Origin of the sequence: Hymenobacter sp. IS2118 (genome assembly GCF_000715495.1) — a bacterium.
In the GTDB taxonomy this organism is placed as follows: Bacteria; Bacteroidota; Bacteroidia; order Cytophagales; family Hymenobacteraceae; genus Hymenobacter.
Genome location: NZ_JNLX01000047.1, coordinates 94,695 through 108,165, shown reverse-complemented (window position 1 = coordinate 108,165; position 13,471 = coordinate 94,695). Strand labels below are relative to the sequence as shown.

Below are 13,471 nucleotides of genomic sequence, written 5' to 3'. Positions count from 1 at the left end.
GCTTTGACTGCACCCAAGAAAGAATTCGTTATTAAGTCCGTCGGGCCCGACCACATTACGCCCGGCTCGCCCGTCGACACGCCGCTGATGAAGCAGTACTACCTGCTCAAGCAGCAGCACCCCGGCGCGGTGCTGCTGTTTCGGGTGGGCGACTTCTATGAAACTTTCGGTGAAGACGCCGTCACGGCCGCCCGCATCCTCGACATCACGCTAACCAAGCGCGGCGGCGGCACGCCCAACGAAATTCCGCTGGCCGGCTTCCCGCACCACGCCCTCGACAACTACCTGCCCAAACTGGTGCGCGCCGGCCAGCGCGTGGCCATCTGCGACCAACTCGAAGACCCCAAGCTCGCTAAGGGCCTTGTCAAGCGCGGCATTACGGAGTTGGTAACGCCCGGCGTGAGCATGCACGACAACGTGCTGGAGCGCCGCGCCAACAACTACCTCGCGGCTATCCATTTCGGCAAAACCGAGGCCGGTATTTCCTTCCTGGACATCAGCACCGGCGAGTTTCTGGTGGCCCAAGGCACGCTCGATTACCTGGGCAAATTGCTGCAGAATTTCAGTCCGGCTGAAATTCTGTTTTGCAAGAAAAGCCGGAACGAGTTCGAGCAGCATTTCGGCCCCGACTTCTGCACTTATGCGTTGGATGAATGGGTTTTTGGTAACGATTACGCCCACGACACCCTCACCCGGCACTTCAAAACCACTTCGCTCAAAGGCTTTGGCGTTGATGGCCTGAAGGAAGGCATCGTGGCCGCCGGCTGCATCCTGCACTACCTCGCCGAAACCAAGCACTCCGACCTCGGTCACGTGGCCAGTCTGGGCCGTTTGGAGGAGGACAAGTACGTGTGGCTCGACCGTTTCACGGTGCGCAATTTGGAGCTGGTGCACGCCCAGCACCCCGGCGGCGTGCCCCTCATCGACGTGCTCGACCAGACCCTAACGCCCATGGGCGCCCGCCTGCTGCGCAAGTGGATAGTGCTGCCCCTCAAAGAAGTAAGCCAGATTCAGCGCCGACTGGATACCGTGGCCGCCCTCGTAGCCGATGAAGAGCTGCTGGCCGACCTCACCATGCACCTGCGCCAGATAAACGACCTGGAGCGGCTCATCAGCAAGGTGGCCGTGCGCCGCGTGAACCCGCGCGAGCTGCTGCAGCTGGCCCGCGCCCTGGAGGCCATTGCGCCCATGCGCGAGCGGCTGGCAGGCTCCGGCGTGAAGGCTCTCGTGAAGCTGGCTGACCAGCTCAACCCCTGCGCCAATTTGCGCCAGGAAATCCTGACCAAAATCAAGCCCGATGCCCCGCTGCTCACCAACCAGGGCGGCGTGCTCAACCCCGGCATCGACGCCGAGCTGGACGAGCTGCGTGCCCTGGCGTTTTCGGGCAAAGACTACCTGCTGCAGCTGCAGCAGCGCGAGCAGCGCAATACCGGCATCACCTCACTCAAGGTTGCTTATAACAAGGTGTTTGGCTATTACCTCGAAGTGAGCAACGCGCACAAAACCAAGGTGCCGCCCGAGTGGATACGCAAGCAAACGCTGGTGAACGCCGAGCGCTACGTGACCGAAGAGCTCAAGACCTACGAGGAGAAGATTCTCAACACCGAAGAGCAGCTGTTTGTCATTGAGCAGCGTATTTACACCGATTTGGTGCTGGCCGCGCTCGATTTTGTGCCCCACATCCAGCAGAATGCCCGCGCCATTGGCGTGATGGACTGCCTGGCCAGCTTTGCCCTCACGGCCCGGCAGCAGCGCTACGTGCAGCCCGTGGTGAACGACGGTACCGTGCTCGACATCCGCGCCGGCCGCCACCCCGTCATTGAGCGCCAGTTGCCGCCCGGCGAAAGCTACATTCCAAACGACATCTGCCTCAATCAGGACGAGCAGCAGATTGTGGTGATAACCGGCCCCAACATGGCCGGTAAGTCGGCCCTGCTGCGCCAGACGGCGCTCATCGTGCTGCTGGCCCAGATTGGCTCCTTCGTGCCCGCCGATGCGGCTACCGTGGGCATCATCGACAAGATTTTTACCCGCGTGGGTGCTTCCGATAACCTGAGCAAGGGCGAAAGCACCTTCATGGTGGAGATGACCGAAACCGCCTCCATCCTCAACAACCTATCTGACCGCAGCCTCGTGCTGATGGACGAAATCGGGCGCGGCACCAGCACCTATGACGGCATCAGCATTGCCTGGGCCATTGTGGAGCACCTGCACAACAACCCCAAAGCCAAGGCCAAAACCCTCTTCGCTACACACTACCACGAGCTCAACCAGCTGGCCGACGACTGCCCCCGGGTGCGCAACTACAACGTGGCCGTGAAGGAAGCCGACGGCCGCATCCTGTTCCTGCGCAAGCTGCAGGCCGGCGGCTCCGAGCACAGCTTCGGCATTCACGTGGCGCGGCTGGCGGGCATGCCCACCTCCGTGGTGCTGCGGGCCAACGAAATCATGCACCACCTCGAAGTGGAGCGCACCAGCGCCGGCTCCGACGACGGTGCGCCCACCGAGTTCGATGACGTGCTGGTCGGCCTTGCCAGCGGTAAACAGGCCAATTCACTCAGTCCCTCAGCCACTCTGTCGCCGCAACCCAAGCCCCGCGCCACCACGGCGGTGGCCACCGCGCCGCGCCCCACGGTGCAGCTTAGCATGTTCGAACCGTCCGACCCGGCCCTGGAACGCATCCGCGAGCTGCTCCAGCACCTCGACATAAACACTCTGACACCCATCGAAGCCCTGATGAAGCTGAACGAACTCAAGCTAACATTGGGTGCGTAGAGAATTTTTCAGCCTGAGAATGAACACGGAAGCCTTTCCAGGTGAAAATTTCCACCCTTGGTCCTTGCTTCGCCAAAAAAGCCCCTTACCTTTGTCGCACCATTCAGCACTACGAAAGTAGTAATGAACCTCCCGCGAGAGTAGCTCAGTTGGTAGAGCGCGACCTTGCCAAGGTCGAGGTCGCGAGTTCGAACCTCGTCTCCCGCTCCAAATTACAAAAAACGCTGTCTTCGGACAGCGTTTTTTGTTTCAGCCCATCCCACAACATGGCGGCCACCCGTAAGTGCCTCAGCACCGATGACGAGTTCCGGCAAGCTGTAGCCCAAAGCTTGTCGGTGCGGCAGGTGCTGAGCCGCATCGGGCTGGTGCCGGCCGGTGGCAATTACAAGACGGTGCACAGCCGCATTGCCAGGCTCGGGCTGGACACCAGCCATTTCACGGGTGCGGCGTGGAACGTGGGGGTGCGGTACCGCAGTTTTGGCCGTAAAGCGGAGTTGAGGGAAATATTAGTGGAGCATTCGCCTTACGCTTTCACCCATGGACTGCGGAGGCGGTTGCTCAAGGAAGGCGTAAAACAGCACCGGTGCGAGGCCTGTGGCTTGAATACTTGGCAAGGCCAGCCAATACCCTTGGAGCTACACCACCAAAACGGGGTAAATAATGACCACCGCTTAGAAAATTTGCAGTTACTTTGTCCTAACTGCCACGCGCAGACCACTAGTTATCGAGGTAAAAATCATTTAAAGTCCTTTGCCAGAGTGGTGTAACTGGTAGCCACGAGGGACTTAAAATCCCTTGCTTTCACGAGCGTACGGGTTCGATTCCCGTCTCTGGTACAAATAAAAAGGCCTTCACAATCTTGTGAAGGCCTTTTTATTTGTGAAAATGCTCGTTAGGCTTGCAAGTACTTACCAAATGAATACCCGAGGCTGATAAAGTTAAGATTCATCAGTGTGATTGATTGTTGTTGACTTGTTTTCTGGTGCTGGGTTATTGATGCCTAAACTGGCGCGAAACAACAGGTATAGCCCCACTACGGGTATCGGGCTAACCACAAAATCAGCAATTTCGCGACTGAGCTTGTAAGCCCATGCTGCATTCGCCGCCTTCGCCAGTAGTACCAGGGCTACATAAACAACCAGCACCGCGCAATACAGGCGCAGCACTAGCCGCCAGTGGGCAGGCAGCGGCAACAGGGCCCGCAGCAATAATAAACAAAGCGCCAAGTACAGAGCCGCGTACGTTGCCACCGCCGGCAAAAAACGCCTGGCAATGCCGCTTTTTGAGCCTCCTTGTAATACGTTTGCCTGCTGACTCAAGCCCAGCGCCGCTACGGCTTTTTGCCACAGCGCAACGAGAAATTGCAAAACGGGCTCAGAATAGATGTCTAGCAGAACCAGGGCTAGTGCCAGGGTGCCAATAGTGACCCAGTGGAATTTTCTTTCGGGCGGGCGAGGAACGCCGAGGGTGTCGTTGGTCACTGAATAAACGCCGGCTTTAAACGGCTGTTGGTTGGAGTGCCGGCGTAGCTAGTCGGCGGGCCCACAACATCCAGAGCGCGAAAATGAAGCCGTACACGACGAAGGTGAAGGTGTAGTGGTGATTGAAATCGGCTGAGCTTTGGTAGTAGTGCTGGTTGAGGGCCAGAGCGGCTACCCGCAACACATTCAGAAACCAAATGACGGTGATGCCGGCGGGGATATACCACAGCTTGCGCTGCCAGGGGCCAGGAAAAGCTGCTACAAACCCCGCGAATAAAGCATACAGAACCAACCCATTGCACGGGGCGCCGACCAACACGGCGGGCTTACTGTTGAGCAGAATTAGCTTGGCTTGTGAAGCACCGACCACCGAATCGAACCCCAACAGCCGTAGGAAAGCGGCTCCAGATGCGGCAATGTGCCCACAGAGTACGGCATCGAGCCGGCCATCCGGCTTCAGCCATTGGTCATACCCAAAAAACCAAACCAGAAACAGCGCGGATGCGGTGAATATAAAACGGTAAAGCACCCGGTTGCTGGTAGGCAAGGTGCCGGAAGAAGCAATAGTAGACATAACCCGAGGATGAAGTGTCCGTAAATTTCAATAAAAAAAACGGCTCTTCCTTTCGGGAGAGCCGTTGGCTTATTCGAGTGGATAAGCTAAGCCTTGCGCCGACGGGTGCGCAAATGCTTCAACCCGTAAGCGACACCGCCTGCGAGCAGCAGCGATACGCCGCCATCAACGGGCACGTTCACGGGTAGGTCGCCTGGCCGGGGGCCGCCGGTATCCGGGTCGCCCTGGGCAGATGCGTAAACCGATGTTGCCGCTACCATCAAGAGGCTGGGCAATAGTCTTTTGAGCAAAAATGATTTCATGCGAAAAGATGGAGAGGTTGAAAAGTTCGGATACTGGGGAGTGGCAGAAACAAATATAGGAAGATATTGACAATAAACCAGTGTTCTCTCAGATAGCACGCTTTAATTCTAAAGCAATTGCCTCTGGTCCGAGCATTGATTCAACGAGCATGAGGTACGGCGTTGGGGGGTGTTCGGTTTTTAATTTGCTGACATAAATAAGAATTTCAGGGTTTTTATTTGCTCGGAGCCACTGGTAATCCTGAGGGATTAACTGCCGGAGAAGTTAGGATAGCAGCTAATTCTTGCTTGCCGAACACCATGTTGATGCTGTTTGCCCACTGATTGTAGGGGCTGGCGCCGGGCTCACGGGGCTTATGCTTACCTTGCACGTGTCGCTTTTGCCCGTCTCTAACCATGCTGCCTGCCTCTGACCCTGCCGTGCTATCGGCGTCTCCTATCGATTATCATCCCCTCATTCGGCAGGTATTTGCCGAAATGGGCAAAGTAGTGGTGGGGCAACAGCCGCTGCTCACCCGTTTGCTCATCGGCTTGTTTACCGGTGGGCACATTCTGTTGGAAGGCGTGCCCGGACTTGCCAAAACCCTCACCATCTCCACGCTGGCCAAGGTACTGCATCTGCATTTTCAACGCGTACAGTTTACGCCCGATTTGCTGCCTTCCGACTTGGTGGGCACCATGATTTACAACCAGAATCAGTCGGTTTTTGAGGTGAAGAAGGGGCCAATTTTTGCCAATCTGGTGCTGGCCGACGAAATCAACCGTTCGCCGGCCAAGGTGCAAAGCGCGTTGCTCGAAGCCATGCAGGAGAAGCAAGTCACCATCGGCGAAACCACTTATCCGCTCGACCTGCCTTTTCTGGTGCTGGCTACGCAAAACCCCGTGGAACAGGAAGGTACCTATCCGCTGCCGGAGGCTCAGGTTGACCGCTTCATGCTGAAAGTGCACGTCGATTACCTCAAGAAGGCCGATGAGCTGGAGGTAATGCGCCGGATGGCCAACCTGAGCTTTGTGGAAGACGTGCAACCAGTGCTCACGCAGGCCGATATTTTTGGCATTCGCCAGCAAATCAATCAGGTGCAGATTTCTGATACCCTGGAAAAATACCTCATTGAGCTGGTGTTTGCCACCCGCCGGCCTGCCGATTACGACCTGGTTGAGTTTGCGCAGGCCGTGCAGTTTGGCGCCAGCCCGCGGGCGAGCATCGCCCTGCACCGCGCCTCCAAAGCCGTGGCTTATCTGGAAGGGCGCGATTACGTGCTGCCCGAAGACATCAAGGAAGTGGCCGCCGACGTGCTCAACCACCGCATCATGCTCACCTATGAAGCCGAAGCTGATGGCATCCGCACGCAGGACCTGATAGAGGCCATTCTGCGAAAAGTGCCCATCAGCTAAGGCCCTGCGTGCGTGAGCGGCGCACCGCCTACAATCAAAAAGAGGGCAGGCCGCGCGGCCTGCCCTCTTTTGGGGGTGCTAAATTGCAAATAGAGTTATTGCACTACCACCTGCTTCACCACCAGGTCGGTGCTGGTTTTTAGCTGGAGCGAGTACACGCCCGGTGCGAGGCTGCTGGTGTTGAAATCGACGTTGCCGCCGGCGGCGGGCAGGTTCAGCTGGCGCTGCTGCACGGCTTGGCCCAGCGCGTTGAGGAGCGTGGCGGAAGCTGCGTGCAGGCGGCCGGCCGGTATGCTCAGCGTGAAGCGACCGGAGGCTGGGTTCGGATATAGGCCCACGGCGGCAGCCAGGGCGTCGTTGCGGGTGGCAGTCGGTACCCGCAGCCTGAGGTTGTCGATGCCCATGTCGTCATTGCCAAAGTCGGAAGTAGCCCGGAAGCGAATGACGGTGGTGGGCGAGCTGCTGTTGATGGCCACCGTTTTGGTCGTAAACGTGGTGTTGGTGGTGGCCGTCAGTAGCGGGGTCACGCCGAAGGTGGTGCCGCCATCGATGCTCACGAATATGTCGAGCTTGTCGGTGCCGGAGGGGTTGATGTAGTCGAAGCTGAGGGTGCTGTTGACTGCGCCGGTCATGTTCAAGTACAGGTCGAGTGCGCCTTGCTGCCCGGCTGCTGAGCCGTAGCTGTGAAAGCGGGCCGAGTGGGCGCCGGTGCTGGAGCGTATGCTGTAAGGAGGAACAGGATTATCGGGCGTGATGAACTCGTCGGCGAAAAACCGCCAGCTACTCGTGATAAATCCGTCGTCCTCGCGGCGCCACGAGTTGTCGCCAAAAGCCGGGGTGTTGCGCCAGTTAACAGTGGGGGCGTCGCGGTTATCCAAGGCGTTAACCCAAGGGCCCTCGAAGTCTTCGGCATAGGGTAACGCGGCGTACGCCAAAGCCGGAATGGTTGGGGGGCCGGGCACGAAACGGTAGGTGCGGCCAGGGTCGGGCAGCCCGGTTCGGCTCTGGTTGTGGGTGTATGTGGCATAGTTGCGGCCGGTGAAAAAGGTAGTGCTCCAGGCCGCTTCTGATAAATACTTGAGGGCGAGCAGCACGCGGTTGGTGGCCGGGGTGCTGCCTTTAAGACCTACGCTCGGAAAGTGCGTATCGGTAACGTTGGCCGATGCCGTGGCCGCGCCGTATACGAATTCAATGTTTCCATTTTCGTAAAGCTTGGCCTGAAAGCTGAAGTTGGCGAACTGGGACTTGGCCCCGTCGCCAGGTTCCGACTTATCGCTGACATTTTTCCACTGAATGGTACATATCCGGTTGGGAGCGGTGCCCGAAGTCTCTACCCGATACTCGGCCGCAGCCGTGCCCTGCTCCAGGTCGATGTTGAAGGGCATCACCAGGTTGGCCGTGGAGGCGGCGGAAGAAGCAAGCGGGTCGACGCCGTCGCCGCCTTCAAAATTCTCATAGTACAAGGCCGCCGTAGGAGGGGGCGTGCTGCCGAGCTTAATCAGGCCGTTGGTGTTTAGAATGAACTGCGTGAAAGCGGTGCCATTATAGTTGAACGTGAATCCGATATCCTGCGCCGCCGAATTGGCGTCGTCTTTATTGGCGGTGTCAATGAGCCTGCCCGCAGCGCCCAGGTCCGCGTAAGTGCCGGTTGTGTTCACGGCATTGGAGAAGGAATAATTCAGGTCCTGGGCCTGCACGCCAAAGGGCAGCAAGGCCAGGGGTAGCCATCGGCTGGCTTTTTTTAGGCGGGTTGGTAAAGTTGTCATCATGAAAAAGGGAAAAATGGAAAAATAAGAAGACGGATGGTGGGGGGGACTTCAAGCGCGACTTGGCAAAAGCACACGAAACCAGGCAGAACCGACCAGCAAAGTACTGCCTCACCCGGCAATAGCATAATGACATTGCCGGGAAGCAGCGGGTATTTTAAAAGTAAAGATTAGCGAATGCCTGTGGCCAGCGCTTGTAGCAGGGCGGCGGCGTTGGCGGCGGGAGCGCAACTGGCTACGGGAACGAAGGTGCGGGCCGGCTCGTCGGGGCGCTGGGCCAAGCCGTAGGTGTAAGTCTTGTCGTAATAATCGAGCACCAGCTCCACCATTAAGCTGAAATCGCCGGCCTCCACGGCGGCAAGGGCCTGCTGTGTGGCCAGGCCACCCAGGCGCTTGTGCAGCCGCTCGATGGCAGCAGCCAATTCTGCGGGAGCTTCGGCGCCATATTCGGCGGCCAGCTTGGCTACGCGGGCGGGCCGGGGCACTTCCAGCACCCAGCGCGGGGCGGCGCGCAGCTGCGCGAACAGGGCCGGCGGAATGGTGAGCCGGCCAATCTGCCGGCTCTCGTCCTCCACCCAAATCGGCGCATTGGTGGGCAGGGCGGCCAGCGTAGCAGCCAGCCTGTTCTCAAACTGCTCCTGGGTGGGCTGCACGGGCTGGCCAATGGCCCCGAAAGCCGATCCTTTGTGGCTGGCCAATCCTTCCAGGTCGAGCACGTGCTCCGAATGAGGTGCTGCGGCCAGGGCGTGCAGCACGTCGGTTTTGCCGCTGCCGGTGAGGCCGCCCAGCACGCGCCAGGTGCGCGGCGTTTCGAACGCTGCCAGCACGGCCCGGCGGTAGTCCTTGTAGCCCTTGTCGAGCAGGTGGACTTTGAAACCGGCCAATTCCAGCAGCCATAGCACTGCGCCGCTGCGCATGCCCCCGCGCCAGCAGTGCAGCCGCACTTCTTTGCCTTTGGCTAGTTTTTGCGCCTTTTTCACCATCTCCGACATCCTCGGCCCGAAAAATTCCAGCCCCAGGTGCACGGCCCGCTCCTGGCTCACCTGCTTGTACGTGGTGCCGATGCGGGCCCGTTCCTCGTCGGTGAATAGCGGCAGGTTGAGGGCGCCCGGCACGTGGCCCTGGGCAAACTCAATCGGGGCGCGCACGTCGAGAATGGGATAGGGGAGGGCCTCAAACTCGGCTAATGAATGACGGGGCATGTTAATTCAGTTATCAGTTATCAGTTATCAGTTATCAATGAGCAGTTAGGGCTTCTGCGCCACCTTTCACAATGCTGATTTGGTGCCTGGAAACGGCGGTGGGGCATCGAAGCCCTTGTTTATTCCAAAGCGCCTTTTGATTGCTGGAAATGTAGCGGCAACATTTGGGACAGTAGCGTTAGCTGCTCAATGACTTTAGCTGCCTTTTGTAGAGCTGTACGGTGTTTTCCAGGCCCAGGTAAAGGGCGTCGCACACCAGCGCGTGGCCAATGCTGACCTCGGCCAGTTCGGGTAGCTGTTGCTTCAGCCAGGCAAGGTTGTTGAGGTCCAGGTCGTGGCCGGCATTCACGCCCAGGCCCAGCTGCCCGGCGCGGGCAGCGGCCGCGCGATAGGGCGCCACGGCCCGCTCGCGGTCGGCCAGATAGTGCACAGCGTAAGCTTCGGTGTAGAGCTCGATGCGGTCGGTACCGGTCGTGACGGCGGCTTCAACCAAGGCCAAATCTGTGTCGAGGAAGATGCTGACGCGGCAACCCAGGCTTTTGAGTTCGGCTACCACGTCGCGCAAAAAAGACTGGTGCCGGATGACGTCCCAGCCGGCATTGGAGGTAATGGCGTCCGGGGCGTCGGGCACCAGCGTTACCTGCTCGGGGCGCACTGCGCGGCATAGGTCCAGAAAATCGGGCGTGGGGTTGCCCTCCACATTCAGCTCGGTGGTCACCACGACTTTCAGGTCGCGCACGTCCTGGTAGCGAATGTGGCGCTCGTCGGGGCGCGGGTGCACGGTAATGCCTTCGGCCCCAAACCGCTCAATATCGCGGGCGGCTTGCAGAATATCGGGCCGGTTGTGGCCCCGGGCATTGCGCAGGGTGGCCAGTTTGTTGATGTTGACGCTGAGCTTGGTCACGGAGAGAGGTCGAAAAAAATGGAGGGCGTTGAGGACGTACAACAGCTTATTCCCATGCGTTGGTTTGGGCTGTAGGCAGCATCGGCGCCGGCTTGCGGGCGCGTTGCCGTAGCTTCGGGGCGAAAATACGCCCTTTGGCGCCCCCGTGCCGGACGGCTGGGCCCGGTGCAGTGCGGGCTCCTTTCTTTATTCACCTTCCTCAAAATCTCCCGCGTCATCCTGACTTTTCTTCTGCAACCATGGTTTTGGGAATAGTCCGCCCCTGAATCAGAATCAGAACAACCGTAACCTGTGCTCTAGCTGTTACCCGTAGCCGGCTTGGCCCCAGCCGGGCCGTATTGCCGTATACAATCGTCCAACGGACCCGGCTGCCGCCGGCTGGCCCCATTTTCCCACGCGCTCAACCGCTCATTCACCTCCCCATGCTAAAAGACACCATCGACGCCGCCATCAAGCAAGCCATGCTGGCCAAAGACAAAGTGCGCCTCACCACCCTGCGCAGCATCAAAGCGCAGATTATGCTGGCCGAAACCGCTGAGGGTGCCACCGGCGGCGCCCTTACCCCCGAAGCCGAGCTGAAGATGCTCAACAAGGCCGCCAAGCAGCGCCGCGACGCCGCCACCATCTACAAAGAGCAATTCCGTTCCGAACTCGAAGAAAACGAGCTGGCGGAGCTGGCCATCATTGAAGAATTCCTGCCTGCTCAGCTCTCCGAGGCCGATTTGGTTGAGCGCCTCGTGCACATCATTCAGCGCGTGGGCGCCCGGGGGCCTTCCGATTTGGGCAAAGTGATGGGTGTAGCCGCCCGCGAGCTGTCGGGCCAGGCCGACGGCAAGCGCATCTCCGACGTAATCAGCAACTTGCTGAATAATACTAACCTATAAGGATGAGCGGGTAAGAGTTAACCTTTTTGCTTTCCCGACTGACTCTTACCCGCTTACCCTCCAGCCCTCTTGCCCTATCCATGACGGCCCTCGATATTCTGCTTCTGCTTCCGCTTGGCATTGGGGCCGTGAAAGGTTTTCGGCGCGGGCTGGTGCTCGAAGTGGTATCGCTGCTGGCGTTTGTACTGGCTGTGGTGGGTGGGCTGAGCCTGCTTTCGGCGGCGGTGCCGTTGGTGCGGCACTATGTCGGCAGCGCCTTTGGTATGCTGCCGCTGGTGTCGTTTGCGCTGGTTTTTGTGGCCATTATGTGGGGCGTTCACCTGCTTGGGGGCCTGCTCAGAACGGCGGTGCACCTCACGCCACTGGGCCTGCTGGATAACCTGCTCGGCGGCGCGGCCGGTGTTATTAAATGGTTGTTGGGCCTGAGCCTGCTGCTGCACGGCACCCGACTGGCGGGCCTGCCCCTGCTCTCGCCAACCCTGGTGGCCGATTCCCTGGTACTACCCGTCGTGCAGCAAGCCACGCCGCTGGCGATGCAGCTTACCGCCTACGTACTGCCTTTTGCCCAGGATTTACTGGTGAAAATGAAGGCCGCTTTCGTGCATCAGTAGGAATCAAAACGTAGCTTCAGAAGCTCACGTGCTAAATTGAATTTCCGATTTCTCGTGCCTAATTACTAATTGTTCCCGTGCGCCTGCTGCTGCTCGATAATTTCGACTCCTTCACCTTCACCCTGGCCGATTACCTGCGCCAGCTGGGGGCCGAGGTGCTGGTGCGCCGCAACGACGTTTCCCTCAGCGTAATTCAGGCGCTTGACTTTGATGGCATCGTTCTTTCGCCCGGTCCCGGCGCTCCTGCCCAGGCCGGCGTAATGCCCGCCGTCATTGAGGCGTACGCTCAGCAAAAGCCGATACTTGGCGTTTGCCTGGGCCATCAGGCATTGGGTGCGTTTTTTGGCGCAACGGTGGTGCGGGCGGCCCGGCCCATGCACGGCAAAGTGGCCGAAATACGGTGCGATACCGCCGACGCGCTTTTTGCCGGCCTGCCCGCCACGCAGTTGGTTACGCGCTACCACTCGCTTATTCTCAGCGAACCGCTGCCCGCCGGGTTGGTTGCCCTGGCCCACACCATCGGCGCGCCCTCCGAGCTCATGGCCCTGCGCCACCGTACGTTGCCGCTCTACGGCGTGCAGTTTCACCCCGAAGCCCTGCTCACGCCCCACGGTCTGGCAATTTTGGCCAATTGGCTGCGTTGTTGTATCATTGCCAAAACGCCGGTAATTGAAGAGAGACAAGATGGAATTGCGCCGCCAGCATCAGCAAGGGTATGAGTTTGTAGACGAAGGCCGCGGCCCGGTACTGCTGCTGCTGCACGGCCTGTTTGGGGCCCTGAGCAACTGGGAGGATGTGGTGGAAGAGTTCGCGCCCGATTACCGGGTCATCATTCCCCTATTGCCTATTTACGACATGCCCTTGTCGCAGGCCGGTGTACCCGGCCTGGTGGCCTACGTCGAAGGTTTTGTGGCCGCGTTGGGCTTGCCCGCTGATTTCACGGTGCTGGGCAATTCGTTGGGCGGTCATGTGGCCCTAGTCTACACCCTCAAAAATGCCGAACGCGTGAGCCGGCTGGTGCTCACGGGCAGCAGCGGCCTCTTCGAAAACAGCATGGGCGCATCGTTTCCCAAGCGCGGCAACTACGCCTATGTGGAAGAGCGGGTGGGCTTCACGTTCTACGACCCCAAGGTGGCCACCCGGGAGCTGGTTGATGAAGTATTCAACGTTACCAATTCCAACTCCAAGTGCCTGCGTATCATTGCCATTGCCCGTTCGGCCCAACGGCATAACCTGAGCAAAGAGCTCACCAAAATCACCGTGCCGACGCTGCTGGTTTGGGGCCTGAACGACACCATCACCCCGCCGCCCGTGGCCCACGAGTTTGCCCGGTTGCTGCCCCACGCCGAGCTGCGCTTTCTCGACCACTGCTGCCACGCGCCCATGATGGAGCGTCCTGCCGGCTTCAATGCCTACCTGCGCCGGTTTTTGCGTACCACCGAAACCGTCCCCGTCGCAGTAGCTTAAAGGCTGCTATCCTTTTGCCGGCTCAATTGTTGCTCTCTGCGTTGGCGTAGCTTCCGCTGGCCACGCTATTTCTCTATAATTCTTTCCAGTAAGATATTAGCTATTTCTCC

The 13,471-nt window shown here is 59.1% G+C and carries 13 protein-coding genes and 2 tRNA genes; 9 read left to right on the top strand and 6 right to left on the bottom strand.

All coding sequences use genetic code 11. The features are described 5' to 3' along the window. Nucleotides 1-87: 87 nt before the first annotated feature. From mutS to GM79_RS03085, 4 genes are all read left to right on the top strand, one after another. Nucleotides 88-2,775, top strand: coding sequence for a DNA mismatch repair protein MutS (gene mutS, locus GM79_RS03100; RefSeq protein WP_051718448.1), 2,688 nt, complete (start codon nt 88-90; stop codon nt 2,773-2,775). A gap of 134 nt (nt 2,776-2,909) precedes the next feature. Beyond that, nucleotides 2,910-2,985 (top strand) — tRNA-Gly (locus GM79_RS03095). Nucleotides 2,986-3,041: 56 nt separating this feature from the next. Then, nucleotides 3,042-3,542 carry an HNH endonuclease gene (locus GM79_RS23610; protein WP_035559142.1) on the top strand — a complete coding sequence of 167 codons (501 nt, stop codon included), beginning with the start codon at nt 3,042-3,044 and terminating at the stop codon, nt 3,540-3,542. Beyond that, a tRNA-Leu gene (locus GM79_RS03085) sits at nt 3,528-3,611 on the top strand. Before GM79_RS23610 ends, GM79_RS03085 begins: the two co-directional genes overlap by 15 nt. A gap of 102 nt (nt 3,612-3,713) precedes the next feature. Here the strand turns inward: GM79_RS03085 and GM79_RS03080 are convergent. The 3 genes from GM79_RS03080 to GM79_RS24135 form a co-directional block, all read right to left on the bottom strand. After that, a complete protein-coding gene (locus tag GM79_RS03080) occupies nt 3,714-4,256 on the bottom strand; it encodes an XrtX-associated membrane protein (RefSeq protein WP_035559002.1) in 543 nt (180 codons plus the stop codon). A gap of 16 nt (nt 4,257-4,272) precedes the next feature. After that, on the bottom strand, nt 4,273-4,830 hold the full coding sequence (gene xrtX / locus GM79_RS03075; protein WP_035558999.1) for an exosortase X: 558 nt from the start codon (nt 4,828-4,830) through the stop codon (nt 4,273-4,275). Nucleotides 4,831-4,916: 86 nt separating this feature from the next. Then, nucleotides 4,917-5,132 (bottom strand): PID-CTERM protein-sorting domain-containing protein, encoded by a 216-nt coding sequence (locus tag GM79_RS24135; RefSeq protein WP_081867528.1) that lies wholly within the window; start codon nt 5,130-5,132, stop codon nt 4,917-4,919. Nucleotides 5,133-5,528: 396 nt separating this feature from the next. Between GM79_RS24135 and GM79_RS03070 the strand changes: the two genes are divergently transcribed. Beyond that, the gene (locus GM79_RS03070) at nt 5,529-6,527 is read left to right on the top strand and encodes an AAA family ATPase (RefSeq protein WP_051718443.1); all 999 of its coding nucleotides are present in this window, start codon (nt 5,529-5,531) and stop codon (nt 6,525-6,527) included. Nucleotides 6,528-6,622: 95 nt separating this feature from the next. Here GM79_RS03070 and GM79_RS03065 read toward each other — a convergent pair whose 3' ends face one another. From GM79_RS03065 to GM79_RS03055, 3 genes are all read right to left on the bottom strand, one after another. Continuing rightward, a complete protein-coding gene (locus tag GM79_RS03065) occupies nt 6,623-8,296 on the bottom strand; it encodes a T9SS type A sorting domain-containing protein (protein WP_081867527.1) in 1,674 nt (557 codons plus the stop codon). Between the two features lie 167 nt (nt 8,297-8,463). Next, nucleotides 8,464-9,495 (bottom strand): tRNA 2-selenouridine(34) synthase MnmH, encoded by a 1,032-nt coding sequence (gene mnmH, locus GM79_RS03060; RefSeq protein WP_035558993.1) that lies wholly within the window; start codon nt 9,493-9,495, stop codon nt 8,464-8,466. 178 nt (nt 9,496-9,673) lie between these two features. After that, nucleotides 9,674-10,399 (bottom strand): pyridoxine 5'-phosphate synthase, encoded by a 726-nt coding sequence (locus GM79_RS03055; protein ID WP_035558990.1) that lies wholly within the window; start codon nt 10,397-10,399, stop codon nt 9,674-9,676. A 422-nt stretch (nt 10,400-10,821) separates the two neighbouring features. On the opposite strand from GM79_RS03055, the gene GM79_RS03050 reads away from it, so the two are divergent. From GM79_RS03050 to GM79_RS03035, 4 genes are all read left to right on the top strand, one after another. Beyond that, a complete protein-coding gene (locus GM79_RS03050; RefSeq protein WP_035558988.1) occupies nt 10,822-11,283 on the top strand; it encodes a GatB/YqeY domain-containing protein in 462 nt (153 codons plus the stop codon). A gap of 80 nt (nt 11,284-11,363) precedes the next feature. Continuing rightward, nucleotides 11,364-11,894 carry a CvpA family protein gene (locus GM79_RS03045; RefSeq protein ID WP_035558985.1) on the top strand — a complete coding sequence of 177 codons (531 nt, stop codon included), beginning with the start codon at nt 11,364-11,366 and terminating at the stop codon, nt 11,892-11,894. Nucleotides 11,895-11,971: 77 nt separating this feature from the next. Continuing rightward, nucleotides 11,972-12,613, top strand: a complete 642-nt coding sequence (locus GM79_RS03040) for an anthranilate synthase component II (protein WP_051718442.1) — start codon at nt 11,972-11,974, stop codon at nt 12,611-12,613. After that, nucleotides 12,579-13,361 carry an alpha/beta fold hydrolase gene (locus GM79_RS03035; protein WP_035558982.1) on the top strand — a complete coding sequence of 261 codons (783 nt, stop codon included), beginning with the start codon at nt 12,579-12,581 and terminating at the stop codon, nt 13,359-13,361. The genes GM79_RS03040 and GM79_RS03035 overlap by 35 nt, the downstream gene beginning before the upstream one ends. The last annotated feature ends 110 nt before the right edge of the window (nt 13,362-13,471 follow it).